Here is a 26302-nt window from a genome sequence, read left to right as displayed (position 1 = left end):
TACCAAAAATTAAACAAACTTATGAAATAACTGCACTTGGGGAGCTCTTTCATGTTTACACGTTCACTGCTCAGCATAGCGATAGCTTCATCAATATCTTTGATGTGCCAAAACGCTTATGCAGAAGAAGAAAAAAAAGTTGATGAGATAGAAGTGATTCAGGTTACTGGCATTCGTGATTCGTTAACGAAGGCTATCGAGCTGAAGCGACAGAACGTTCAAATTGTTGATTCCATCATTGCGGAAGATATTGGTAAGTTTCCCGATAATAACGTGGTTGAGGCTCTGCAAAGGGTCACAGGCGTGCAAGTGACTGGTCGAGGCGGCGGAGAAGTGAGTGGAGTCACTATCCGTGGTTTAGGCGATGTTTCAACCACGATTAACGGTCGTCAAATTTTTACTTCTACAGGGCGCTCTGTGGCATTAGCGGATATTCCAGCCTCGCTACTGAACAGTGTTGACGTGTATAAAACGCGTTCTGCCAACCTGATTGAAGGCGGCATCGCGGGCCAAATTGATATTAAAACCCAGCGGCCCTTCAACTTCTCTGGGGAGAAGATTGTCGTTGCCGCCCGTGGTATCTACAGTGATGCAACCGAAAAAGTTGACCCTAATTTCAGTATTCTTGCCAGTGACCGTTGGGATACAGGCGCAGGTGAATTTGGCGCCTTAATCAACGCTTCTTATGCTGAGAGTAATTATCGCGATCAAAACATTTGGGTTGGCTCATCTGATCCCTACCGTGCCGATAATTTTGAGCGGATTAACGCTGCATTTGTGACGCGTGGTGAAGAATTGTCCACAACGCCAGGTTCAACGCTCAATGTTAATGGGGTTGATACTGAGTATGTGTTGCTTCGTGATGCGATGGGCTTGACCGACTATACTGGTACCCGCAAGCGTCCTGCCGTTAACTTATCACTGCAATGGCAGCCTAATGCCACGTCAGAGTATCTCTTCGAAGCTTTCTATAACGGTTATCGCAATGAAGATTTTAACTCGCTGCTGTTTTCATTTGTTAATGGTAACAGTCATTTCAGAAACCCAGAGTTCTACGATAATACTAATGTGGTGAAGAAGAACTACATCAATAACGCTGCCTTGTTTACCAGCGGTGATGGTTCTACGGGCGAGACTGATAGCTATGTTTATGCATTAGGGGGTAAATGGGATATTGGTGACGACTTAAGATTACGATCCGAAATCAATTACCAAACCAGTAAATTCACTCGCTCTTTTGTGGCCATGCAAACCAACGCAGTACGCGATCAGTTAGCCGTAGATTTTAATTACAATGGCACAGGTAACCCTGCTTTTGCATATTTAGATGACCCAAGCACGACTGATATTGATGAAGGTAGTTTGACCAACGCCGCCGACTTCAATATGGGCAGCTTGTTCGACACTAGCGGAAAAGATGAAGGTGATGCGATTTCGTGGAACTTAGATGGTGACTATGCCATTGAAGCGGGTCTATTTGACACGATCGATTTTGGTGTGCGTTATGATAAACGAACCGCCAAATCTAAATCGAAAGATCAAAGCAGTGGTAGCTGCTCCATCAATGGCGCAACTTGTCGTTTAACGGATATTGCAGGCTTACCAACGACGTCGGAATCCGGCTTCTATGACGGTCAAGCCTATGTGCCAAGCAACTGGTTGTCTGCTGACGGCGGCTATCTATTGGATAATGTAGGACAAATGCGTGAATACTATGGCTTGGCAGTCAACGGCGGTGGTTATTTAGATTCGCGCTCTTTTGACATTGAAGAACAAACCATGGCGGCCTATCTGCAAACGAACTACAGCACCGAACTCTTTGGTTTACCTTTAGATGGTCAGATAGGCGTGCGTGTGGTGAACAGCAGTACTGATCTGGCCTTTAATGAATCAGCGGCGAGTAAAGTAACGCAATCAACCGATGCAACCGATGTGCTGCCAAGCTTTATGGCGCGCTACTACCTAACTGATGATCTGTTATTGCGCTTATCCTACGGTAAAACAATAAGTCGTCCTGCTTTTGGTGACTTAAACCCTACCATGACACTGACACCTCCTAATGCCGGTACTGAGGCTGAATTTGGTTATGCATCGAGCGGTAATCCAGATTTAAAACCGGTTGAATCGCAGAACTACGATCTATCATTAGAATATTATTTTGCACCAAGTAGTAGCTTATATGGCGTGCTGTTTAAGCGTGAAGTCGATGGTTTTGTCTACACCACGAGTCGCAACATCGAAGTGACTGACAATCCAAATCCAGATTACAACGCAAAATATGTACTCACACAACCATCCAACGCAGGTAAAGGTAGCTTAGATGGTTTAGAACTGGGATTTACCTACTTCCCAGATGAACTGCCTAATTGGTTGCAAGGTATTGGTATACAAACTAGTTACACCTACATAGATGGTAAAACCAAAGATCCTATCTTTGCCGCTGATACTGATGGCGGTGCGGGCGAGCTTATTGGTTATGAAACTAAGCCGTTAGTCGGTGTCTCTAAAAACTCATACAGCGTGGTATTAGCCTATGAGAAAGAAGGTTACTCTGCACGCTTGTCCTATGTATATCGTGATAAGTTCCTAACGGGTTATAACTTCTGCTGTTCAATGCCAACGGGGATTTACAGCGACTCAGAAGCGAACATGGACTTTCAATTTAGCTGGGATGTTACCCCTGATTGGGTACTGACCTTCGATGCCACTAACTTAACCGGTGAAGAGTTCCACTCTGCTTATACTGACTTTAACTTGTATAATAGTGGTTCATCTTTGTATAGCCGCACCTTTGCGATTGGTACGCGTTACTCTTTCTAAGCCTGATGCTTCAGCCGTGAAAGAAATCAAAAAGCTAATCAATTGATTAGCTTTTTCTTTTGGTCATCCACATGATGAACCACAAAAGGAGTTTATATGCGTAAGGTTATTTTGAGTGGCATGCTTTGTTGTGCATTGACGGCTACTTTCACTATCGACGCCGTGGCCGCTAATAGCGCGTTAGTCAGTCCCGATAGGCGCATCAGTGTCGCGCTTTTTATCGATGCGCACGATCAAGCACAATATCAAATATCCCAAGATAGACAGCCCGTGTTACTGGCTTCAGGATTAGGTTTAGCGCTTTCAGACAGGCAGTTTTTAAATAATATTCGCTCGATAAAACCCAGTGATATCACACAAATTAATGAACATTATCAGCTCTACAGCGGCAAGCAAAGCCAAGTTGACTATAGTGCGAATCAACAACAGTTTGTGCTCACCAATGACAAAATGCAGCAGTTGGAAATCACCTTTAGAGTCTCAAACGATGGCGTGGCATTTCGCTATCGCGCGCTTGAAGATAAACGCATCGACAAGCAATCGCCAAAACCCGTGAGTGTGGTCGAGGAATATACTCGTTTTAATTTGCCGCAGCAGAGCCGTGCTTGGCTGCAACCGATTGCCGAGGCGCAAACGGGTTGGGAGCATACCAACCCATCCTATGAAGAACATTATCAAATGGATATCCCTGTCGATCAGCCGTCCCCCTCACCAGCGGGCAGGGTTTTCCCTGCACTGTTTAAGATAAGCAATAAGACGGATAACACTTGGATGGCGATTACAGAAGCTGGCGTGACGGCAAATGATCACGCCTCGCGTCTGCAAGCTCGCTCTCCCAAAGGTGAATATGCCATAGGTTTACCTATGGCTGCCGAGGTGTTTACTGGCAAAGCACTGTTGAGCCACGGCACCTTACCTTTGCAGACTCCGTGGCGCGTGATTGCCATTGGCTCTCTTGCGACCATAGCTGATTCCACATTGGGAACAGATCTCGCTGAACCTTCAGCAATGGACACTCGTTTTATCAAGCCTGGGATAGCTTCTTGGAGCTGGGGATTATTGAAAGATGACGCCACTGTTTATTCCGTACAGCAGCAATTTATCGATCATGCCGCGGACATGCACTGGCAATACACACTCATTGATGCAGATTGGGATCAAAAGATTGGTGACGACAAGCTCAAGCAGCTTGTTGATTATGCAGGTGGTAAAAATGTCGGTATTTGGGTTTGGTACAATTCATCAGGTGATTGGAATACCACGAAATACAGCCCTAAAAGTCGATTACTGACCGCCGAGACTCGCCAACAGGAGTTTGCTAAGTTACACAATTTGGGTGTTAAAGGTGTGAAAATTGATTTCTTTGCCGGTGACGGTCAATCCATGATTGCCTACTATCACGACATTCTCAACAATGCGGCTAAGTATGAGTTATTAGTTAATTTTCATGGCACGACTTTGCCAAGAGGCCTGAGCAGAACTTACCCTAACTTATTAAGTGCAGAAGCGGTAAAGGGCTTTGAAATGATCACTTTCTTCCAAGAGGCGGCAGATAAGGAAGCGAGTCACAGCGCCATGTTACCTTTTACTCGTAACCTATTTGATCCCATGGATTTCACCCCAACCACCTTTAACGATATCCCTAACATTAAGCGTAAAACGACCAATGCCTTTGAATTGGCCTTGCCGATTTTGTTTGTGAGTGGCATTCAGCACATAGTTGAGACACCGGCAGGAATGAAAACCGTGCCGACCTTTGTTAAAAGCGTTATGCAGCAATTGCCGACTCATTGGGATGAATCCCGCTTTATCGCAGGTTATCCCGGTAAATTAGCCGTGTTTGCTCGTCGCGCTGGCGACACTTGGTTTGTCGCGGGTATTAATGGCGAAGCAGAAGCTAAAACCATCACACTCGATCTCAGTTTTTTACAAACGATGGGTGGCAATATTGAGATGATTGTCAGCGATGGCGAGCGGGGTTTTCAAACCCATAAAGTGGTTTTATCCGCTAAAACGGAAATTAAACTTCAGGGTAATGATGGGTTTATCATTCGCATTACGCCTAAAAGTTAAGCGCAAGCACTCAGCTAAACAAACATTCTAAAGAAGTATTTTAATAGATTTAGCCTCATGGATAATCGTAAGCGGCTCAGATTGATTAAATCAAAGCCGCTTTATTTTTTCATCTCATCCAATGGCTCAAGGCTGTGCTAAGTGGCAGCTTATGAGCTTTGAAAGCCTCAGGCGATTTTGCTACTGTTAGCACCCTCACATTTTTCGAATACGACTTATGCCCTCTTCATGGTTTTTCTTTGATGCGATCCCCGTCGATATATTTGCCCTACTCACCCTAAGCGCCGCATTTACCTCTTTTTTTACGGCCAGTTTTGGCATTGGTGGTGGCGTTATGCTTTTAGGCGTTATGGCACAAGTGTTACCGCCGCAACTGATTATTCCATTACATGGCGTGGTGCAATTGGGTTCGAACGGTGGCCGTGCTGCTCTAGGCTGGCGCTATATCGAATGGCGACTTATAGCGGCATTTTTCCCCGGTGCAATATTAGGGGCATTATTGGGGAGTGTTGTGTTGGTGGCGCTGCCACCATCAGTTATGTACCTCACCATTGCTGCATTTATTCTTTATTCATGTTGGGGTCCCAAACTGCCAAAAATGGTGCTTGGTACTTTAGGGACGCTTGCCGCAGGCGCCATAACCACGTTTATCTCGTTATTTGCAGGCGCTACTGGGCCATTAGTTGCGGCGTTTATTAAACAATTGGAAGTTGACCGTTTTCGCACCGTCGCAACCTTTGCCATGGCGATGTCACTGCAGCACGGGGCTAAAATTGTGGTGTTTGAAGGCATGGGGGTGTCGCTAGCAAATTGGTGGCCGATGTTGGTGTGCATGATGTTAAGCGGCACCGTAGGCACGTGGATTGGGTTTAAAATGCTGAAACGTGTCGCCGATAAACATTTTCAAATGGCTTTTAGCATTGTACTGACGCTGTTGGCCATTCGATTAATTTGGCAGGCGATTAGCCAGTGGTAGAGACATAAAAAAAGCAGTAACTGAATCAGTTACTGCTTAGCGCCGAGCAACGCTGGCTCAACCAAGATGTCGTTAAGCGACCTCAACTCAAACGACATTTCAAGCACCCGTTACAAACTATTTGTTGCTATTTCACCTCTCTGAAATAGAACTGCTGCGAAATGGTATTTTTCCAGACATCCTCAACGATATTATCGCCATTGGCATAGGACTCGCCTGCCACTTTCATCGATGAACCGCCCTTACGCGATACCACACGCAGTGAACCATTTGGCATAAACTCAGTTCGCCATTCACTGTCCGCCTGCTCGCAACCACCCAGCTGCAAGTTGCCATCAACACTCACTAAGCATTGGGCTTGTTTGTTCGCCGTTAGCTGCTTCGATTGCAGGCGGTAATAACCATCACTGGTGGATGTTGCTTGCCATTGCTGGCAGGCATTGGCGGTATATTCATGTTGAACCACATTGGCATTGGCTTTAACGTCGCATTGTTGCGCCGACACCACTCGTCCACTGTGGGCATTTACAATCGCTAAATGAGATACCGGTTCAATCCGCCAGTCAGTACAATCGCTGACGCGGTTTTCGCCGGTAACGACAGCTGCGCCCTTTTGGGTAGTGCAATTGGTGGCTTGCAGATTTTGAATAGAACGCTCATTGGCAAAACGGAACCAGCCATCATGGCTGGCATCCACTGACCAACGTTGGCAACGGGAAGCAACCCAAGGCGCAGCACTCACGCCCAAGGCTTCACTGTCTTGGCAATTTTCTTGGGTGAGAAAGGTGCCTTCGGCCACGTTAGCAAATCGATAAAGTCCGTCATTGGTGGGATCAACCACCCAAGTACTGGCTTTATCGTCACAACGGCTAACGCTGACATCGCCTTTGGCATTGGTGATGAGGCACTGGTCGGTATCATGGTTAACAATACGGTATTTCACCCCTTCAACTTGGGCTTTCAATGGCCCAAACTCACCACTTGGAACGCGTAAGGGTTGCTTGTCTGCCATTGGCTCACCAAAGTTAGGCAGGCCTTTGTCATCCCATTTAAAAGGTTGGGCTCTGGCGGATCGTGTGCCACTGCAACCATCTGTGGGTGAAGAGTTGCCGTGGTAAACCAACCAATCTTCGCTGCCGTCGGGGGAGGTAAAGAATCCGTGATGGCCAGGGCCATAAACCCCATTGGCTTTACTGAAAAAAGGTTTGTCGTATTTCGTCCACGCAGCGGGATCCATAGGATCGGTGCCCGTAAGTTCGACCACGCCAAGCGAGTAATCTTCTGTGTTACAAAAGCTTGCCGAATGCACAAGGAAGGTTCGTCCTTGGTGCTGAATGATTTCAGGTCCTTCATTCACGTTTAGACCGGACTTTTCCCAAGCGTAAGTAGGCTGAGTGATCACCTTATGCTCGCCTTCAACGGTCCAAGGATTACTCATCTTAGCGATTAAATTGACTTGATCTTTACCGTGCCACTCGGACCAAAGGAAATACAACTGTCCCTTATATTCCAAATAACTGCCGTCGATATTCCAATGATCCGGCATAGGCGTACCTTTGTAAGTATATGGCCCCATGGGATCGCTGCCTTCACTTTCAAGGATATGATTGCGCTGACCGTCGAAGTTTTCCGCTACGCCTGAGGTATAAATGACATACCAGCGTAGACCATCGGCGGTTTGCATTGGATGGAATTCAAATGCCCAAAAATTACAGCAACGTGATTTATCTGTACCAGTCCAAATATTGTGCGCGGGAGCATCGGCAAGTCCGGCAATCGTGGGCGATTTGCGCATCACTAATTCAGAAGTCCACGTTGTCGTGGTCAGATAATAGTTACCATTAAAGTATTCAAGCCAAGGATCTGCCCCATTTCTAAACAAAGGATTGGCAAACGTTTCGCTGGTGATGCGGTTATCGTCCGTTGATATGGGCGATGCGTGAACCATACCTGCCCCCAAGCAGGATGACAGCGCCATTACGGCGACTAATTTAGTCAGAGAATGAATCATTGTTATTTATTTCCTACTGAGTCAACTAATACACTTTGATATTGGGTCAGCGCGTTAGGGTCGACCACTGGCCAACCTTGGTTCCATGTCAGTTCAGCTATTTTGAGTTTTTGTAAGCCGTGATCGGCGGATTCATAGGCGTGAAAGACTAAATAATCTTTTCCATCAAATTGATACACGCTGTTGTGTCCCAATCCTGGCCATGCCTTAGTACCGTTAAGCAACACGGAGCCGCCACCTTGAGCCATGTCTTTACCGGTTTTATCAAGATAAGGGCCCGTCACTGATTTCGAGCGGCCAACCGCTAAATGATAGGTACTGTCGTCACCACGGCAGCAAAGACCGTAGGAAACAAATAAATAGTAAAAATCCGCTTTTTTATAAATAAACGGTGCTTCAATTTGCGCTGGGCCGGGTTCGGTTTCAGCTAGCAGTGCAGGACGCGCTAGCTTGGCTAAGGTATGCCATTCCTGCGGCTCGGCAATCGAGATAAAGTCACTATTGAGTTTAACGAGCTTCAACCCTTGCCAGAATGAACCGAAACTCATCCAAGGCGTGCCTTGTTCATCAACAATAATATTCGGGTCAATGGCATTCCACGCATCGCGGTCGGGAATAGACTGCAACACCATGCCCTTATCAAGCCACTGATAATCTTTTGATTGTTTATCAAGGGTTTTATTGACGGTTACCCCAATCGCGGAGGTATTTTTACCAAAGGCAGAGACAGAGTAATAAAGGTAAAAACTGCCGTTATGCTCAATGATATCCGGCGCCCATAGGTGACCATTAAAACCCGGTGCAACACTGCGGGCCCATGTGGGCTCAGTGTCGAATACCCTGCCCGCTAATGCCCAGTGCTCTCTATCCTTTGAAGAATAATAGGTAATGCCAGGCCCGGTACTAAACAGATAATAGTTCCCCGCTTCTTGCGCCATTACCGGATCATGAATACTCACCTGTTTTGCGCTAATGCTACCGACAGTGCCAAGAAGGCCGAGCAGCAAGGCACAGTTGAGCCGCTTAAGGTGTTTTTTAGATGAAGCAGACAGTGGTGGCATCAATTCTCCTTAATGAAACAAGATCCAATATAATAAAACAGCTATTATGCTATTGTATGATGATTGAGGTTATCATACTATCAAGACAAATAAGTAACAATCCAACATGGGAAAATTAACAGTTAGAGAATGTATTAACATGGGGGAATACGGTATAACGTGTTGCTGATACATTAACTCACTGTTTATAAAAAATATAATAAGGATTTCTGATGAGTTCTCATAAACTTTCGGTCATTGAGAAGATCGGTTACGGCTCTGGGGATATGGCTGTAAACGTGGTGATGTCTTCAATGATGTTAATTATTACCTTCTTTTATACTGACATCTTTGGCCTAAAGCCTGCTGATGTGGGGATTTTGTTTTTGCTGGTTCGTTTAATCGATGCCATTACCGATCCACTCATGGGCATTATTAACGATAAAGTAACCACACGTTGGGGTCGTTATCGCCCTTACTTCCTGTTTATGGCGGTGCCGTTTGGGCTGTCGGTCTTTTTAACCTTTAGTACACCGGACTGGGACTACAACGCCAAACTGATTTGGGCTTATTCCACTTATATTCTGGTGACGATTATTTTCACTACAGTCACTATTCCTTATATATCCATTATTAGTGTACTAACAGACAACCCCAAAGAGCGCTTATCCGCCAATGGCTATCGACTGTTCTTCGCTAAAATAGCCGCTTTTTTAGTGACCATTATTGTGCCTATGCTGGCCGCATCTTGGGGCGGTGATAACCTTGCTGCTGGCTATCAAAAGGCCATGGGTGTAATGGCATTAATGGCAACATTGTTGTTTTTATTCTGTTTCTTCACGACTAAAGAGCGTGTGGCCTACAAAGTAGAAACTAAGCCTATTGGCACACAATTGAAGTTGCTATTAAAGAACGATCAATGGTTAGTGCTGTGTTCTATCTGCGTTATAGGCACAGTCGGTTACGTTATTCGCGGCTCAGTTGCCGCCTATTACGCCACCTATTACCTCGGCGGCGACGCCAAAATGCTGTCGGCTTTTCTCTCAACCGGTGTTGGCGCCGCGATTCTGGCGATGGTGGCCTCAACCTGGATCACTAAGCGTTACTGCAAGCTTAAGCTGTTCCGTTATAGCCAACTCATTGTCGGTGTTTTAAGTGTGCTGATGTTCTTTACTGTGCAGCCAGGCGATATCGTACTTGCCTTTGTGCTCTATTTTGCCATCTCCTTTGTGGTGGATTTACATGCACCTGTATTTTGGTCGGTGATTTCTGAATCGGTCGATTACGGCACGGTTAAAACAGGTCATAGGGTTTCGGGTTTAGCTTTCGGTGGGATCTCATTCGCTCAAAAAGCCGGTATGGGCGCCGCAGGTTTTGTAGTGGGTATGTTATTGACTTACTTCAACTATCAACCTGGGCAAGTACAAAGCAGTTTCACCCTGACAGGGATTTCCTTGATGTTAACTGTCATTCCTGGTGCCTTCCACGCGCTGATGGGGTTATTGATGTTTAAGTACAAAATATCTGACCGTGTTTATGAAGATATCAAGCAAGCACTACCCGATATGGAAATTCTTGATGAAGAGGCCGCACCTGAGCCTAAGCAAACAACTCAAGGCGGTAATTCAGATCCGCAAGTATCAGTTTAACGTTGGACTCAATGATTGAGTCGCTTTTGAGTCTGTTTTGTAAGTTGTTTTTTGAAATTATTTTGAAACCCGTTTTGGAATCGTTTGGAGTAAAAGATGTTAAAGCTTAGCCCTTTAATTGAACAACGTGCCGACCCTTTTATTTATAAGCACACGGATGGTTTTTATTATTTCACCGCGTCAGTGCCTCAGTACGACCGTATTGAGTTACGCAGAGCCACCACGATTGCTGGTCTTGTCGATGCCACTCCGGTTGATGTGTGGCATAAACCGGATACGGGGGCTTATTCTGACTTGGTGTGGGCGCCGGAAATCCATTTTAATCAAGGTGCTTGGTATCTCTATGTTGCAATTGCGCCGAGCAGAGAAATTAAAGATGCGCTGTTTCAACATCGCATGTATGTGCTGCGTTGTAATGATGCCAACCCACTGACGGGCGAATGGCAATTCCTTGGTCAGCTCGATACCGGTATCGACACTTTCTGCCTTGATGCGACAACCTTTGAACACTGTGGTCAGCTGTACTATGTGTGGGCGCAAAAAGCCCCGGACATCCAAGGCAATAGCAATCTTTACATTGCCAAAATGGATACACCAGACAAGATAAGCTCAACGCCTGTCATGCTGACTAAGCCTGAATATCCATGGGAGATCAGAGGCTTTTGGGTGAACGAAGGTCCGTCCGTGCTAAAACGTCATGGCAAAATTTTTATCACCTATTCTGCCAGTGCTACCGATGAAAATTATTGCATGGGTTTACTGTCTATTGATGAGAATGCTGATTTACTCGATGCAGCTCAATGGCATAAAGCATCAGAACCAGTGATGACAAGTTGTTATGAACACGGTGTTTATGGTGCGGGACATAACAGTTTTACCTTAGCTGAAGATGGTGAAACCGATCTATTGGTGTACCACGCGCGCACTTACACTGAAATTGAAGGCGACCCTTTATGGGATCCCAACCGCCATACCTATGTTAAGGCCTTGCGATGGGATGATGCGGGTATGCCAGTATTTGGCAAGCCTTCAATCCAGGAATAAAAGGTTCTTGTATTTGAAGCCTTTAAGCTAAAAGTTTTAGCTTAACGCCCTTAGCTCAAGTTCTTATTTTAAGTTCTAAGTTTAAAGCCCCTTCTATTTAGGGCTTTTTATTAGCGGTACATTTTTTATGGTGCAAGTGTTCGCAGTACGCGCATGTTTTGTGAGCTGCAAGTCCATCACAGTACCTCCTCAGCTTTAACAGCCGTTCTAGTGAGAGATGAGATTAAAGCGCCTAAACCTTAAAGGGATCTGATATGAGGTCCGTATTACTCTTAAGCCTTTGTTTATTCACTCCATTAGGGTTTGCGGCGCCAAGCGCTATCCCACTTAATGATGTCCGTATTACCGCCGGCCCTTTTTTACACGCCCAGCAAACCGATTTGCACTACATCATGTCGATGGATCCCGAACGGTTATTAGCGCCCTATCGTAAGGATGCAGGCATCGCGACCACGGCTAAAAATTATCCTAATTGGGAAGATACGGGTTTAGATGGTCATATCGGCGGACACTATCTTTCCGCGCTTGCGCTGATGTATGCGGCGACGGGCGATAAAGCCGTATTAGCACGACTCAATTACATGGTGGCTGAGTTAGAAAAGTGTCAGCAAGCCCATGGTAATGGTTACCTTGGTGGTGTGCCCAATAGCCGTAAGCTCTGGCAGCAAATCGAGCAAGGTAAGATAGAGGCGGATTTGTTCACTCTCAACCAAGCTTGGGTGCCTTGGTACAACGTTCATAAAGTGTTTTCAGGCTTGAGGGATGCCTATCTGTACACCCATAATCCAACTGCGAAAAAAATGCTGGTGAATTTCGCCGATTGGATGCTGCATTTAAGCAATAAGCTGAGCGATGAGCAGCTGCAACTTATGCTGCGTACCGAATATGGCGGCTTAAACGAAACCTTAGCCGATGTTTACGTCATTACTGGGCAAGATAAATACTTAGCTTTAGCTAAACGCTATACCGATCAATCCTTGCTGCAGCCACTGTTACATCACGAAGACAAACTCACGGGTTTACATGCAAATACGCAAATTCCGAAAATCGTCGGCGTCGCCCGCATTGCAGAGTTAAGTAATAACAAGGTTTGGTTAGACAGTGCCGATTTCTTCTGGCAGCAAGTCGTGCATAAGCGCACGGTATCCATTGGTGGTAACAGTGTACGGGAGCATTTTCACCCCAGTGACGATTTCAGCAGCATGTTGGAATCGGCCGAGGGGCCCGAAACCTGTAACACGTACAACATGCTAAAACTGTCCAAACTACTCTATGAAAACAAGCTACTTGATGAAAATAAAGCTGATTTAGCTTATATCGAGTACTACGAGCGCGCCCTTTATAATCACATTTTGTCGTCTCAACACCCTGAAAACGGTGGCCTTGTGTACTTTACGCCTATGAGGCCCGATCATTACCGCGTCTATTCCTCTGCCCAGCAAAGCATGTGGTGTTGTGTCGGCTCTGGGATTGAAAATCACGCTAAGTATGGCGAACTCATCTACGCCAGCGAGGGTGATGATTTTTATGTGAATCTGTTTGTCGACTCCGAGGTACATTGGCAGGAAAAAGGTATCACCCTTACGCAGAAAACCTTGTTCCCTGATGCTAATACCTCAGAAATAACCTTAGACAAGGATGCGCAGTTTGCCCTTAATGTGCGATATCCGCAGTGGGTGCAACATAATGATTTAACGCTGAGTATTAATGGTCAAGCGCAAAAGTTTAACGCCGTTGCAGGCCAGTACATCAAGATCAAACGTCAGTGGCATAAGGGCGATAAGATCAGCATCACCTTACCCATGACTGTGACGTTAGAACAAATACCCGATAGAAGCTCTTATTACTCAGTCCTGTATGGGCCGATTGTTCTGGCGGCCAAAACACAGCCGATTGCCAATGAATCCTTAAACTTTATCGGTGATAGTAGCCGCATGGGCCACATTGCCAAAGGCCCTATGTGTGAACCCGACCAAGCGCCGATTTTTATTAGCGATGGCACCGCATTTTTGCAGCAGATCACCCGCTTGCCGTTCAGTAAACTTAAGTTTTCTACCGGCAAGGCGCGGATGAATCAGAGTAAATCCTTAGAGCTGATCCCCTTCTTTCGCCTCCACGACAGTCGTTACACGGTTTATTTTGGGCAAAGTGCGCCTAATGAGTGGCAACAGCGACAGCAAGCCCTGAGTATGAAATTTCAATTTGAAGCTAAGCTTGCGGCGCAGACGCTCGATTTAGTCTTGCCCGGTGAGCAACAACCTGAAGCCGATCATTTCTTTAAGGCATCTAAGAGTGAAGCTGGACTCAATGGCACCCGGCATTGGCGTCACGCCCACGATTGGTTTAGTTATCAGTTGAATGCAAAGGGAGAAACCGCACCGATCTTAAGGCTCACCTACTTTGGCTTAGATGCGGGCCGCGAGTTTGAGATCCACATTAACGGCAAGTTACTCACACCAGTTACATTGAGCGGAGAAAAAGGCGCAGACTTTTATAGTCAAGACTACCCTATTCCCGCCGAAATGCTGAGCGACCCTAATCAGCCCTTTACCGTTAAGTTTGTCGTTAAAGCAGGCTCAATTGCAGGTGGTTTATATGAAGTAAGATTACTGAAGTCCACTGAATACCCGTAATTGCGTGAGAGTAATAAAGTCTGATACCCAATATTCACATATCGTAGGAAATGGCGGTTTAACCTCAGTTTACCGCTATTTAAACGCTTTCTGCCCCAAAACGTGCCAGAGAAGACTTTAGGCTCTCTCACGGTAATGACTCGGTTGACCTAGTTTTGTAATGTTTAAAGTGTTCTGGTCAACCCAAACTGGACACTTTTACTTGAGAATTATCAAACTCTACAGGTGACAGATCGTCACTAGCAGAATGAAGTCGCTCCAAGTTGTATTATTTCATGTAAGCCGCCACATCTTGCTTCATAAACTCCCTTGTTGGTTGATTAACTTTAAAAATCCAATCGTGTTTCAAATCAGTAAACGCTAAGCGCTTATTATTGTTGCTTATACAATTTTAGTTAGGAGAAGTTTTTAGCTTCACTTAGCAAGCGTTTGTTCATCACTGAGCTGATTATCAAACTGTGGCATGCCATCTGCTGACCAGGATATCGCGCGATAGTAGCTGTGGCGATTGCCGTCGGTGAGTGGCGTTCCCTGCAGTTCTAGGTAATTGCGGGCGTGGTAGAACATTAACTCCGTCTTACCGTCTTCTGCCAGTACAAAGCTGTTGTGCCCTGGACCAAAACGTTTAAGCGCTGGATTACTGCTAAATACGGGTGTGGGTGCTTTATGCCAGCTCTTGGGATCGAGGAGATCGGCCGTTTGATCCGCCCACAGTAAACCGATAGCGTAGCGATCATCTGTGGCGCTGGCGGAATAGGTCACAAAGACTTTGCCATTTTTAATGAGCACGGCAGCGCCTTCGTTGACTTTAAAACCCAGTCTTTCCCAGTTGAGCAAAGGTTCGGTGATGATGGTTTCCTGTGCTGACGCTTGCGTCGGCGACACCATTTTGGCGATCACCAATCCCGTGTTGTAGCTTTTAGCCTCATCTTGCTGCGCCCAAATAAAATAACGCTGTTCGCCAACTTGAAAGCTGGTGGCATCTAAAGAAAATGCATCGTGCGCCGTCTTAAGGCGTCCGAGTTCCTGCCACTCACCCGCCATCGGATCATCGCCATTTAAGCCTAATACAAACATGCGGTTATGAAAACGCAGGTCTTTATCACTGGCGGCATAATAGATATACCAACGGCCATCAATCTTATGTAGTTCGGGCGCCCAAATGTCGATGCTCATGGGCCCAGACTCATGCTTACGCCAAATGATCTTAGGCTTTGCTTGGCTCAGCCCTTGAATTGTGGTGGCATGGCGCAGTTCTATTCGATCGAATTCAGGTACAGAGGCGATAAAGTAATAACTGCCATCGTCGGCTTTAATCACCCAAGGATCGGCACTACGGGCAATAAAAGGCAAATTTTGAATGGTGGATGTGGGCTTTTGTGCATCAATTGCCTGATGAACGACAGCTTTATGCTCAAGCACAGGCACTGCATTCGCAGGGCTTGCCATACAAACCGACAGCGCAATTGACACCGCCAGTGCCGACAAACGGTTTGATTTAGGGTCAATTCGATTAGCGTTACCATGCTTATAGCTAATAGGTTTAGAGCGAGTCATTGAGGTTAACTTATCCATGGCTAGGTTTGCGTCCATTCAAGAGTTTTTGTAACACGATGAAGAAAAACAGTAATAACCCAATCACTATCTTGGTCCACCAACTGCTGAGCGTGCCATCGAAAGTAATGTAGGTCTGGATCACGCCCATTAAAAACACCCCAAGCACAGTACCTAACACAAAACCACTGCCACCGGTGAGCAAGGTGCCGCCAATCACCACAGCGGCAATGGCATCGAGCTCTACCCCAACTGCTCCGAGTGCATAACCGGAAAAGGTATAAAAAGTGAATACAATCCCCGCCAAGGTCGCGAGAAAACTACTGAGCGCATAAATACTGATGGTGGTTTTCGCGATAGAAACCCCCATTAACTCCGCCGATTGCGCATTACCGCCAAGGGCATACACATTGGTTCCGAAACGGCTATAGTGCATCATGACGGCAACAACGATGAAAAAAATGATAAAAATCAGTGAGCTGATATCAAGGGAGCCATGACCGGGTAAAGCAATGCTCAAATCGGCAATGGCATCGTAAAACGGATGGTCAATTGCGATTGATTCTTCACTGATGGTGGTTGCCATGCCGCGTGCTAAAAACATCCCCGCCAAGGTCACAAAGAAGGGTTGAAGCTTGTAAACGTGGATAATGCTGCCCATCAAGGCACCAAAGAGTGTGCCAAGGGGCAGAACCAGTGCAAATGCGAGCAGTGGATGCCAGTGATATTCGGTAATTAACACACTGGTGAGCACGCCACTTAAGGCAATCACTGAGCCTACGGATAAATCGATGCCCCCGGAGATGATGACTAACGTCATCCCGAGTGCGGTGATCAGTAAAAAAGCGTTATCACGGAATAAGTTAGTCACGACTCTGGCACTGGCAAAGCCTTCAAACTGCATTGAACCTATCAAAAACATCACTAGCAGTAAGGAGGCCGTGATCCATAGGGGAATAAAACGTTTAGCGATCATTTTTTGTCTCCAGCCTTGGCGCTGTTGAAGGTGCAAAGTTTGAATAGTCCCGATAGCTGACGTCTAAATTTCTCAGACTGCAGTAACAGTACACTTAAGATCACTATTGCTTTGATCAACAGGTTAAATTTGGCAGGTAAACCGCTGACGATAATCGTAGTGGCCAACGTTTGGATGATAAGTGCGCCGATGATCGACAACACAAGTGAGAAACGCCCACCGGTTAACGCTGCGCCACCAATCACTACAGCTAAGATGGCGTCGAGCTCAAGCCATAAGCCTGCATTATTAGCGTCTGATCCTTGAATGTCGGCAGTGCTTATCATGCCGGCTAACGCTGCGCATAATCCGGCAATGGCATACACGAACAGCTTGATGGATTTATCATTAATACCAAGGTAACGACTCGCTTTGGCGTTACAACCTACGGCCTCAATAAAAAGTCCCAAAGCGGTTCTGCGCAGCAATAATTGGGTCAGTAGCAACATGCCAATGACAATCCAAATCGGCATAGGTAAGCCTAAAAACTGCCCAACACCGATTGCCGCAAATGCTTCATGTTGAAAGGTAATGATCTGCCCCTGATTGATTAGCTGAGCGACGCCGCGCCCAGCAACCATAAGCAGTAAAGTCGCCACAATGGGCTGAATGCCTAAAACACTGACCAAGGCACCATTAATACAACCCGCCGCGAGGCCAACCATCAAACCCGCCAATACCACTGTCACTAAGCTGATATCCGGCACCAGCAAAAGGTTAGCGCAGACCGCGCCTGCGATTGCCATCACAGCACCAACAGAGAGGTCAATCCCACCTGTGGCAATGACTAAACTCATGCCAATCGCGAGCAAAGCGACTGGCGCACTGCGGTTTAAAATATCAATCAAGGAGCCATAAAGACGGTCATCTTGATAGGTTAAATGGAAAAAACTGCTGTCGATAAACAAGTTAACTAGCAGCAATAAGACTAACGCTAATAAAGGCCAAAGATAACGACCGAAGGACTTTGACTTACCCGCTTGATAACGGTCTGTTTTTTCTTTGGTCATTGTTTGCAGGCTATTCATAGGTAAAGCCTCCGGCGACATCATTTCTGCTGAGCTTTTCATTTATCCCTCCGCAATGGCTTGCATAACGTGTTGTGAGGTGAGTTCTGATCCCGTTAATTCACGCACTGCATAACGGTCGCGCATCACCACGACTTTGTTGGAGAATGCGACAAGTTCATCTAATTCGGAGGAGGCAACGAGCAGCGACATACCATCGTCACACAAGGACCTAATCAGTTTGATAATTTCGGCATGGGCGCCGATATCGATACCGCGGGTCGGTTCATCGAGCACTAACAAAATCGGTTCAATGGCAAGCCAGCGCGCTAAGATCACTTTCTGCTGATTACCGCCACTGAGCTGCTCTATGGGTTTGTCGGCATCGGGCGTGGCGATCTGCAATTTATCGATAAAGAACTGGGCAATTTCCTCTTGCCTCGCTTTCGATAAACAACGCCACCATCCCACCCTCGCCTGCAAGGCTAAAATGATGTTCTCGCGAATGGATAAAGGTCCAATGATGCCGTCAATTTTGCGATCTTCAGGACACAGCGCGATCCCCGCATGAATCGCATCAACAGGTTGTGAAAGGTTTAATTTTTTACCTGCTAAGTGAATGCTGCCGCTCTCGAGCACATCCAGTCCAAAAACCGCATTGCAAACTTCACTGCGCCCTGAACCTAACAAGCCAGCAAGACCCACAGCCTGACCCTTAGGCACAGTGAGCGTCATGGCTTGAATGGAGCCTTTAACTGACACGCCCTCAAGGGAAAGAAGTACCGCTGAAGTGCTTTTTTCTGAATTATTGTCAGTTTTCTTATCAACCAGTTGCTCTTGCAATGAACGCCCGAGCATAGCTTCAATCAATTGGGATTGGGGTAACTCAGATGTGAGATATTCACCAATAAACCTACCGTTTCGCAGTACCGTGATGCGGTCACTTATCTGGTAAACCTGATCGAGAAAATGGGTGATAAACACTATGGCCACACCCTTTTGCTTAAGCTGATTCAAAATACCAAACAGCACTTGCACTTCATTCGCATCAAGGCTGGCCGTTGGCTCATCTAATACCAACACTTTGGCTGACATGGCAACGCCACGGGCAATGGCGATAAGCTGTTGTACGGCTATAGAGTATTGCGACAGTGGCGCAGTGACATCAATATCCAGCTTGAACTGAGCCAACACGCTGCGGGCATCGGCATACATTTTATTAAAATGAATTAACCCAAAACGTTTAGGCTCGTAGCCCAGAAATAAATTCTGCGCCACGGAGAGGTTCGGAACCAGATTCACTTCTTGATAAACCGTGCTGATCCCGATTTTCTGCGCCTCAATCGGCGTACATAAATGCTGTTTTTCACCGAGAAAAACAATATCCCCGCCATCTTTGGATTGTGCCCCCGTCATCACTTTAACCAGTGTGGACTTACCCGCACCGTTTTCGCCCAAGAGGGCATGAACTTCCCCTGAATATAAACGTAAGTTCACCTCTTCTAGCGCTTTCACGCCGGGGTAATGCTTACTGATATTTTGCAGTTCTAAGATAAGGCTCATAACTTGTCTCCCCAAGAAACGCGTTATCGCGGCTTAGCGCAGACGACGTTTTTCATATTCAGCGGCGGCGGTTTCTTGGGTGTAAACATCACCCGTAGTGCTAATCAGTTTAGATTGGTCTTTGTTTCCCTTAAGGAATGCATCGATGGCATCAAAGGCTGGACTGCCTAAATAAGGACTCAATTCAACTGTTGCGTTGGCATCACCATCGGCCATGGCTTTGAAGTAATCCGGTACGCCATCAACTGAGACGATTAAGATATCAGTACCTGGTTTTAGCCCTGCTTCTTTAATGGCTTGCACGGCACCGAGTGCCATTTCGTCGTTATGTGCCCATACTGCGCACAAGGCTTGGCCGTTTTGTGCTTTAAGGAAACCTTCCATCACTTCTTTACCCTTAGCGCGGGTAAATTCACCCGTTTGGCTGCGGACAATCTTGGCATTGGGGTAATTAGCGATAACGGCATTAAAACCGGCGGCGCGATCGATGGCGGCAGTGGCACCAACTGTGCCCTGTAGTTCGGCGATATCACATTTGCCTTGGGTTTTATCCATTAACCACTGGGCGATTTTGCTGCCTTCTTCGGTAAAATCAGAGGCAATGCGGGTCAGGAATAATGAATCATCATCAACCTTAATATTACGGTCAACGATAACAACAGGAATGTGGGCACGTTTGGCTTCTTTCAGTACTGGTTTCCAACCCGTTTCGACCACTGGCGCAATAATAATGGCATCGACACCTTGGGCGATAAAGCTACGTACTGCTTTGATTTGGTTCTCTTGTTTTTGCTGTGCATCGGCAAATTTTAAGTCAATGCCCCTTTGCTTGGCTTCTGCTTTTACTGCCTCGCTGAAGCTGGTTCGCCAACCACTTTCTGAACCTACCTGTGAAAACCCCACAGTCGTAGCAAATGCGCAACTGGCACTAACGGCCCATAAACTGAATGCTGAAACTAATTTTAAATTTTTCATTATTATCCCTTTCAAAAATTTTAGTGACAAAGATCCCCAGACCTTCTTAATTCAGAAGATCAAACTTACAAAGCTATGTTATTTACACGTTATAAATTTTTATAAACGTCAGATATTTTTAAACTTATACACAGTAACTTGTTTATATAAAGTATTCGCTTCTAGCATCACAGTCGGAAAATGATCAATATTAACGGCGTTTGGATAACCATGGGTTTCTAAACATAAACCACGATATTGAATCAACGGCTGCCCATTATTATCAAGGTGTGAGCCATCTAAAAAATTACCGCTATAAAATTGCAAACCTAATTCAGTCGTGCTGATTTCCATCTCTCGCCCAGACATAGGGTCAATTAAATGTGCTATAGGTTTTAAGCTAAAGGATTGGCTATCACCTTTACTCTCCCTAATAAAATAATGATCATAGCCATTTTCTAAGTTGTGAATATCTTGGGAGATGGATTTGGATTGCCTGAAATCAAAGGGCGTGTTCTCGACTTGAATTGACTCACCCGTCGGAATTTGTTCTGCATCTAAAGCCAGAATGTGTTCTGAATAGAGTTGTAATGAGTGGCCTAAAATCCCGTTTTGTTTATCGGATGCCAGATTCCAGTAAGCATGATTCGTTAAACAAACAGGCGTAGTTTTATCGGATAGTGCCTCGTAACTTAAAGTTAACTCATTGTTTTCGTTTAAGCGGTACTCGATTTTTACCAGAAGATTACCCGGAAAGCCTTGATCGCCATCGGGACTCTGTATTGTGAAGATGGCTGCGACGGCATCGGGATATTGCTCGGTTTGGCATTGCCACTGGCAATGGCTTAACCCTTGAGGGCCGCCATGAAGTTGGTTACTACCTTCATTTGGCGTTAATTTAATGTGTTTGCCATTGAGTGGGAATTGAGCGCCACCAATTCGATTCGCAACGCGACCAGCTGTAATACCAAAATAATAAGGATTAGTTGCCCAATCTTGAATATTTTGGTAACTCAAACTTAAATCAATAGGCCGCTCATCTTTAGCATGAAGTTTAACTGACCAAATACTGGCACCGTAATTTGATAATAATACTTCTAACCCATGGCTATTGGTCAAAGTGATTAAATGCAACTCTCCAGGAAATGCGGTATGAGTTAATTTTCGCGTCGATATTGAGAGTTGCATAACGGTAATGTCACCTTTTAGTCGTTAAATTTCTAACAGCAGCACTCCTCTCCTATCCATGCGTATTAAATAACGACTTAATGAACCAAAAACTATATTGTTAATGACTAAATCCAACCACCATCAACGATAAAGTTTTGTGCAGTGCAGAGTTTGCTATCATCTGAAGCCAAAAATAATGCCATGGCTGCGATATCTTCTGGCATCACATATTCTTTGATACATTGATTATCTTCGATATGTTTTGCCGTATCTTTATCTACCCAGTGGGTTAATTGACGTTTAGTCATCACCCAGCCAGGCGTTAGGGTATTAATTCGAATTTTATCTTTACCTAAATCCGCAGCGAGTCCGCGGGTCAATCCCATAGCGCCGGCTTTAGAAGCGGTATACCCCGCCATGCCAGACTGACGATTATGCCAACTCATCGAGCCTAAGTTGATCACTGAGCCACCACCGAGGCGCTGCATTTGCTGCCTAACAGCTTGAACTGCAAAAAAATAATGCCGCAAATTGGTATTTAAACAGTGGTCCCAATACTCGGGCGTTACTTCATCTATGCTATGGCGTTGATCACAGGCGGCGTTATTGATTAAGACTGAGATCGCCCCTAATTCTTGTTCTACTGTCGCTAACACCGTTTTTAGTGCGTCGATATCAATCAGATCACAGGGATAAAACTTTAAGACTGCATCAGGTTGATTGGCTAATAAGCTGTTAACCAGTTGATTTGACTCATCCACAAGAATGTCGACAAATGCAACCTTCGCGCCCTGCTCTAAAAAAGATCTCACTAAGCAGGCGCCAATACCCGTACCGCCACCACTGATAAAAATGGTCTTTCCTTTTAAGCTCGGGTACTGATTACTCAACTTCATAACTCAACCTTTTTTTAAAATAATTATTTGGTTTTATTATAAAAGAAAAAGGCGCCATGTTTAATGGGAATGTGCCGGAATATCAGCACCTCGACATCCCACTAGAAAATCAAAGTCACAACCTTCGTCCGCTTGCAGCACTCTCTCTTTAAAAAGAGACAAATATCCAGTGCCGATAGGAATGGGTTTCACCGAGGCTAACTTAGCCAATCGATTTGCTAATTCGTCAGCGCTGATCTCAAGTTGCAGAATACCCGCAAAGGTATCAAGCGTGATCACATCACCATTTTGCACTGCGGCTAAGGGACCTAAATCCTGCGCCTCGGGCGCGACATGTAAGACTACTGTGCCAAATGCGGTGCCACTCATACGCGCATCTGAAATTCTGACCATATCTTTAATGCCTTTTTTCAATAGTTTAGGTGGTAATCCCATATTACCTACCTCCGCCATGCCCGGATATCCCTTAGGGCCGCAATTCTTGAGCACCATAATACTGGTTTCATCAATGTCCAGTTCTGGGGAGTTAATGCGAGCGTTGTAGTCATTAAAACTCTCAAAAACCACAGCTTTACCACTGTGTTTCATTAAATGAGGACTGGCCGCCGAAGGCTTAATTACTGCGCCTCGGGGAGCAAGATTTCCCCTTAAGATCCGAATCCCACCATTTTCAACTAAGGGCGCATCGATGTTCATGATGACCTCTTTGTTGTAGCAAGGCGCATCCACTACATTTGCCCACAGGGTTTGGCCGTTCACTGTTAAAGTGTCTTTATTCAATAAATTTTTATTAAACAGCTGCTTTAACACTGCGGGCAAACCTCCTGCATAGTAAAAGTCTTCCATCAAGTACTGACCTGAAGGTTTAAGATTCACTATGGTGGGCACATCGTAGCCGTGTGACCAATCGTCCAATGACAATTCAACACCAATACGACCTGCTATCGCTTTTAAATGGATCACCGCGTTGGTCGAGCCGCCAATCGCCGCATTGGTTTTTATCGCATTGATAAAAGCCTCGCGGGTCAATACTTTCGACAGCGTTAAATCCTCATGCACCATGTCAACAATACGCATGCCAGACATGTGGGCCAACACATTACGCCGAGAATCTACGGCAGGAATGGCGGCATTTTGCGGTAAACTTGTGCCTAAACTTTCCGCCATGCAAGCCATAGTTGATGCTGTGCCCATAGTATTACAGGTGCCCGTTGAGCGAGACATATCGGCTTCAGCATTCATAAACTCTGCCAGACTGATATTGCCCGCTTTATATTCTTGGTGCAGTTCCCAGACTAGTGTACCTGAGCCCACGTCCTTACCTTTGTGCTTACCATTGAGCATAGGTCCGCCAGTGACGACTATTGTCGGCAAGTTGCAACTGGCGGCGCCCATCAATAATGCGGGGGTGGTTTTATCGCAGCCAACCAATAAGACAACACCATCAATCGGATTACCGCGAATCGCTTCTTCAGTATCCATCGCTGCTAAGTTACGTGTCAGCATAGCACTTGGGCGTAAATTGGATTCGCCATTGGAAAATACGGGGAATTCAACCGGTATTCCCCCTGCCTCACGTATGCCATTTTTGACCCTTTGTGCTAAATCGCGCAGATGGCCGTTACAAGGTGTAAGTTCTGACCAAGTGTTACAGATGCCGATCACAGGTTTATTTTGAAAATGATGGTCTGGTATGCCTTGGTTTTTCATCCAGCTGCGATACATAAAGCCATTTTTGTCATCACTCCCAAACCAACTCGCAGAACGAAGTGCTTTCGTTTTTTTATTATTCATTTTCACACCTTCGTTATAACAATCTGTGCCTTAGTGAATGCACTCGGTTACCGCATTGACACTTACCTCGCCGCTGTATGCCGCTCTGTCCTCACCCAAAGTGGCAAAAAGACAGTCGTTAATCATTTGCGCTTTAAAGATTGCTAGTGGGTAAAAGTATTGGTATTACTATAATACTAAAATGTCAAAAAACAATAGAGGAATTATGAAAAAGGCACTTTTGAGTATTTGTTTAGTATTTAATTCGGCGGCATTTGCCGCTAATCCTGTGTTCCCCGAAGTGTTTACTGCCGATCCTGCCGCTATGGTCCATCAGGATACTGTGTACCTTTATACTGGGCATGATGTGGCCAAAGACAACAAAACCTTCTTTGAGATGCACGATTGGTTAGTCTTTAGTTCAAAGGACATGCTGAATTGGACCGAACACGGCAGTAAGTTAGCGGTTAAGGATTTTAGTTGGGCAAAAGGCGATGCTTGGGCAAGCCATGTAATTGAAAAAGAGGGTAAGTTTTATTGGTATGTTACAGCAAGACACGCCAAGATTAATGGCTTTGCGATTGGTGTGGCCGTTGCAGACAGTCCATTAGGCCCTTTTAAGGATGCGCGTGGGACGGCACTGATCACCAATGATATGACAACCGATACCGACATCGACTGGGATGATATCGACCCTGCGGTATTTATCGATGATGATCAGCAGGCCTATATTTTTTGGGGTAACTCAAAGCCTCGTTATGCCAAACTAAAGCCCAATATGATCGAACTCGATGGCCCTATTCACGCTATCGATGTGCCTAATTTCACCGAAGCGTTATGGGTGCATAAAAAGGATAAAACCTATTACCTTTCTTATGCCTCAGGTTTCCCCGAAAAAATCGCCTACGCGACCAGCGATAATGTAAAAGGCCCGTGGAAGTACCAAGGCATACTGAATGAAGTGGCAGGTAACTCACCAACAAATCATCAAGCAATTATTGAATTAAAAGGCAAATCTTATTTTATTTATCATACTGGCGCCTCGCAAAATGGCGGCGGTGAGTTTAGACGAACCGTTGCCATCGACCCGCTTTATTACAATGAAGATGGCACGATTAAGCGTATCCAGATGACGACGGAAGGCATTACTTCGGCGCAGTAATACTCTGATGATGGCTAATATGGTGCGAGGACAGTTGTAGAAACTAAAAAGGTGAGCCGAATATCGGATCACCTTTCTGTTGTCACCAAGCATGTGCGTGATGCTATTTGTGCTCGATATTCTTCTTTAGTGTATCTTGGGAGGTGGAGAGCAGTTTATTCATTTCTGCTTTAGCACGTTCACTGTCCCCTGCTTCAATCGCAGTATAAATGGCCTTGTGGCCTGGCAGTGATTCGAGGAAATCATCTTGGATGGTACTACTCAATCTAAAAATTTCGAGTAAAGCCGACTGAATTGATACGCCTAAAGAGACCATAAACTCATTGTTGGTCGCATCTAAAATCGCCATGTGGAAGTCAATATCCGAGGTATAAACCTCATCTGTGCCCACTTGCGCCGCTTCCATCTTGGCATAGGCTGCCGCAATGATTTCAAGTTGCGCTGGAGTACGTTTTTTCGCGGCAAGTTCGGCAGCAGCGGGCTCAAACACCTCACGGATTTCATACAACGACGTGTAAAATTCAGGCGAGGGTTTAGATTGAGAAAACCAATTTAAAATCACGGGATCGAACATGTTCCAATGGCGGCGCTCACGAATACGGGTGCCCAGTTTGGGACGCGACTCAATTAAGCCCTTTGCGGTAAGCACTTTAAAGGCTTCTCTGAGCGAAGTGCGAGACACCTCAAGTTCTTCACAAATGGTGTTCTCATTGGGAATATATTCACCCGGAGCATAAAATCCGCCAACAATACGCGAGCCAAGTTCGCTGGCCACCCAGTTGTGGATATTCTGCGGTCGGTTGTTTGCCTGATTTGCCATTGCGCCCTCTTATGTCCCGATATAGCCGAACAGAATCTAAAATAACTCGCTAAAAAAGCCGAAATTGATCAAATGTTATGATACTACCTTTCCTTAAAAACGTAACAGGTAATTTTTATAAAGCCAAGAATTTATGAGGGTT

General features: G+C 45.7%; 18 protein-coding genes and 1 pseudogene. 7 read left to right on the top strand and 12 right to left on the bottom strand.

Translation table 11 applies throughout. The features are described from left to right. Positions 1-51: 51 nt before the first annotated feature. From OX890_RS12685 to OX890_RS12675, 3 genes are all read left to right on the top strand, one after another. Positions 52-2820, top strand: a complete 2769-nt coding sequence (locus OX890_RS12685; protein ID WP_071939835.1) for a TonB-dependent receptor — start codon at positions 52-54, stop codon at positions 2818-2820. Positions 2821-2916: 96 nt separating this feature from the next. Beyond that, entirely contained in the window at positions 2917-4893 is a 1977-nt protein-coding gene (locus tag OX890_RS12680) for a glycoside hydrolase family 97 protein (protein ID WP_268649335.1), read from the top strand. Positions 4894-5110: 217 nt separating this feature from the next. Beyond that, positions 5111-5869, top strand: a complete 759-nt coding sequence (locus OX890_RS12675; protein ID WP_268649334.1) for a sulfite exporter TauE/SafE family protein — start codon at positions 5111-5113, stop codon at positions 5867-5869. A 127-nt stretch (positions 5870-5996) separates the two neighbouring features. Here OX890_RS12675 and OX890_RS12670 read toward each other — a convergent pair whose 3' ends face one another. Together OX890_RS12670 and OX890_RS12665 are read right to left on the bottom strand one after the other, a co-directional pair. Then, positions 5997-7880, bottom strand: a complete 1884-nt coding sequence (locus OX890_RS12670) for a family 43 glycosylhydrolase (RefSeq protein WP_268649333.1) — start codon at positions 7878-7880, stop codon at positions 5997-5999. Positions 7881-7882: 2 nt separating this feature from the next. After that, positions 7883-8941 carry an arabinan endo-1,5-alpha-L-arabinosidase gene (locus tag OX890_RS12665; protein WP_268649332.1) on the bottom strand — a complete coding sequence of 353 codons (1059 nt, stop codon included), beginning with the start codon at positions 8939-8941 and terminating at the stop codon, positions 7883-7885. A 212-nt stretch (positions 8942-9153) separates the two neighbouring features. Here OX890_RS12665 and OX890_RS12660 point away from each other — a divergent pair, with 212 nt between their 5' ends. The 3 genes from OX890_RS12660 to OX890_RS12650 all read left to right on the top strand — a co-directional run bounded on the left by OX890_RS12660 (position 9154) and on the right by OX890_RS12650 (position 14246). Beyond that, complete coding sequence (locus OX890_RS12660; RefSeq protein ID WP_268649331.1) at positions 9154-10569, top strand: MFS transporter; 1416 nt, start codon at positions 9154-9156, stop codon at positions 10567-10569. 96 nt (positions 10570-10665) lie between these two features. Continuing rightward, on the top strand, positions 10666-11613 hold the full coding sequence (locus OX890_RS12655) for a glycoside hydrolase family 43 protein (protein ID WP_268649330.1): 948 nt from the start codon (positions 10666-10668) through the stop codon (positions 11611-11613). A gap of 254 nt (positions 11614-11867) precedes the next feature. Next, positions 11868-14246: a glycoside hydrolase family 127 protein gene (locus OX890_RS12650; protein WP_268649329.1), complete on the top strand. Its 2379-nt coding sequence runs from the start codon at positions 11868-11870 to the stop codon at positions 14244-14246. Between the two features lie 178 nt (positions 14247-14424). Here OX890_RS12650 and OX890_RS12645 read toward each other — a convergent pair. The 9 genes and pseudogenes from OX890_RS12645 to OX890_RS12605 form a co-directional block, all read right to left on the bottom strand. Beyond that, positions 14425-14604, bottom strand: a pseudogene (locus tag OX890_RS12645) (IS3 family transposase); the annotation flags it as partial. A gap of 56 nt (positions 14605-14660) precedes the next feature. Then, positions 14661-15821: a glycoside hydrolase family 43 protein gene (locus OX890_RS12640; RefSeq protein WP_268649328.1), complete on the bottom strand. Its 1161-nt coding sequence runs from the start codon at positions 15819-15821 to the stop codon at positions 14661-14663. After that, complete coding sequence (gene yjfF / locus OX890_RS12635) at positions 15814-16776, bottom strand: galactofuranose ABC transporter, permease protein YjfF (RefSeq protein WP_268649327.1); 963 nt, start codon at positions 16774-16776, stop codon at positions 15814-15816. The genes OX890_RS12640 and yjfF overlap by 8 nt, the downstream gene beginning before the upstream one ends. After that, positions 16773-17885 carry an ABC transporter permease gene (locus OX890_RS12630; RefSeq protein ID WP_268649326.1) on the bottom strand — a complete coding sequence of 371 codons (1113 nt, stop codon included), beginning with the start codon at positions 17883-17885 and terminating at the stop codon, positions 16773-16775. The genes yjfF and OX890_RS12630 overlap by 4 nt, the downstream gene beginning before the upstream one ends. Beyond that, positions 17886-19385: a sugar ABC transporter ATP-binding protein gene (locus tag OX890_RS12625; protein ID WP_268649325.1), complete on the bottom strand. Its 1500-nt coding sequence runs from the start codon at positions 19383-19385 to the stop codon at positions 17886-17888. 33 nt (positions 19386-19418) lie between these two features. Continuing rightward, positions 19419-20360 (bottom strand): ABC transporter substrate-binding protein, encoded by a 942-nt coding sequence (locus OX890_RS12620; protein WP_268649324.1) that lies wholly within the window; start codon positions 20358-20360, stop codon positions 19419-19421. Positions 20361-20468: 108 nt separating this feature from the next. Further along, positions 20469-21527 (bottom strand): aldose epimerase family protein, encoded by a 1059-nt coding sequence (locus OX890_RS12615; RefSeq protein WP_268649323.1) that lies wholly within the window; start codon positions 21525-21527, stop codon positions 20469-20471. A gap of 107 nt (positions 21528-21634) precedes the next feature. Continuing rightward, positions 21635-22405 carry an SDR family NAD(P)-dependent oxidoreductase gene (locus tag OX890_RS12610; protein WP_126491926.1) on the bottom strand — a complete coding sequence of 257 codons (771 nt, stop codon included), beginning with the start codon at positions 22403-22405 and terminating at the stop codon, positions 21635-21637. A gap of 60 nt (positions 22406-22465) precedes the next feature. Further along, on the bottom strand, positions 22466-24199 hold the full coding sequence (locus OX890_RS12605; protein WP_126491925.1) for an IlvD/Edd family dehydratase: 1734 nt from the start codon (positions 24197-24199) through the stop codon (positions 22466-22468). A gap of 205 nt (positions 24200-24404) precedes the next feature. Here OX890_RS12605 and OX890_RS12600 point away from each other — a divergent pair, with 205 nt between their 5' ends. Further along, entirely contained in the window at positions 24405-25340 is a 936-nt protein-coding gene (locus tag OX890_RS12600) for a glycoside hydrolase family 43 protein (protein ID WP_012587649.1), read from the top strand. A 103-nt stretch (positions 25341-25443) separates the two neighbouring features. On the opposite strand, the gene OX890_RS12595 is transcribed toward OX890_RS12600, so the two are convergent. Continuing rightward, positions 25444-26160: a FadR/GntR family transcriptional regulator gene (locus tag OX890_RS12595; RefSeq protein WP_126491924.1), complete on the bottom strand. Its 717-nt coding sequence runs from the start codon at positions 26158-26160 to the stop codon at positions 25444-25446. Positions 26161-26302 lie beyond the last annotated feature (142 nt).

Origin of the sequence: Shewanella sp. DAU305 (assembly GCF_026802235.1) — a bacterium.
Taxonomy (GTDB): domain Bacteria; phylum Pseudomonadota; class Gammaproteobacteria; order Enterobacterales; family Shewanellaceae; genus Shewanella; species Shewanella baltica.
This window is presented reverse-complemented; position numbering and strand designations above follow the sequence as displayed.

What these genes read in the sequence shown, in the direction of transcription:
- OX890_RS12685 (WP_071939835.1), top strand. Translation starts at nt 52, where the DNA reads ATGTTTACACGTTCACTGCTCAGCATAGCGATAGCTTCATCAATATCT.
- OX890_RS12680 (WP_268649335.1), top strand. Translation starts at nt 2,917, where the DNA reads ATGCGTAAGGTTATTTTGAGTGGCATGCTTTGTTGTGCATTGACGGCT.
- OX890_RS12675 (WP_268649334.1), top strand. Translation starts at nt 5,111, where the DNA reads ATGCCCTCTTCATGGTTTTTCTTTGATGCGATCCCCGTCGATATATTT.
- OX890_RS12670 (WP_268649333.1), bottom strand. Translation starts at nt 7,880, where the DNA reads ATGATTCATTCTCTGACTAAATTAGTCGCCGTAATGGCGCTGTCATCC.
- OX890_RS12665 (WP_268649332.1), bottom strand. Translation starts at nt 8,941, where the DNA reads ATGCCACCACTGTCTGCTTCATCTAAAAAACACCTTAAGCGGCTCAAC.
- OX890_RS12660 (WP_268649331.1), top strand. Translation starts at nt 9,154, where the DNA reads ATGAGTTCTCATAAACTTTCGGTCATTGAGAAGATCGGTTACGGCTCT.
- OX890_RS12655 (WP_268649330.1), top strand. Translation starts at nt 10,666, where the DNA reads ATGTTAAAGCTTAGCCCTTTAATTGAACAACGTGCCGACCCTTTTATT.
- OX890_RS12650 (WP_268649329.1), top strand. Translation starts at nt 11,868, where the DNA reads ATGAGGTCCGTATTACTCTTAAGCCTTTGTTTATTCACTCCATTAGGG.
- OX890_RS12640 (WP_268649328.1), bottom strand. Translation starts at nt 15,821, where the DNA reads ATGGATAAGTTAACCTCAATGACTCGCTCTAAACCTATTAGCTATAAG.
- yjfF (WP_268649327.1), bottom strand. Translation starts at nt 16,776, where the DNA reads ATGATCGCTAAACGTTTTATTCCCCTATGGATCACGGCCTCCTTACTG.
- OX890_RS12630 (WP_268649326.1), bottom strand. Translation starts at nt 17,885, where the DNA reads ATGAAAAGCTCAGCAGAAATGATGTCGCCGGAGGCTTTACCTATGAAT.
- OX890_RS12625 (WP_268649325.1), bottom strand. Translation starts at nt 19,385, where the DNA reads ATGAGCCTTATCTTAGAACTGCAAAATATCAGTAAGCATTACCCCGGC.
- OX890_RS12620 (WP_268649324.1), bottom strand. Translation starts at nt 20,360, where the DNA reads ATGAAAAATTTAAAATTAGTTTCAGCATTCAGTTTATGGGCCGTTAGT.
- OX890_RS12615 (WP_268649323.1), bottom strand. Translation starts at nt 21,527, where the DNA reads ATGCAACTCTCAATATCGACGCGAAAATTAACTCATACCGCATTTCCT.
- OX890_RS12610 (WP_126491926.1), bottom strand. Translation starts at nt 22,405, where the DNA reads ATGAAGTTGAGTAATCAGTACCCGAGCTTAAAAGGAAAGACCATTTTT.
- OX890_RS12605 (WP_126491925.1), bottom strand. Translation starts at nt 24,199, where the DNA reads ATGAATAATAAAAAAACGAAAGCACTTCGTTCTGCGAGTTGGTTTGGG.
- OX890_RS12600 (WP_012587649.1), top strand. Translation starts at nt 24,405, where the DNA reads ATGAAAAAGGCACTTTTGAGTATTTGTTTAGTATTTAATTCGGCGGCA.
- OX890_RS12595 (WP_126491924.1), bottom strand. Translation starts at nt 26,160, where the DNA reads ATGGCAAATCAGGCAAACAACCGACCGCAGAATATCCACAACTGGGTG.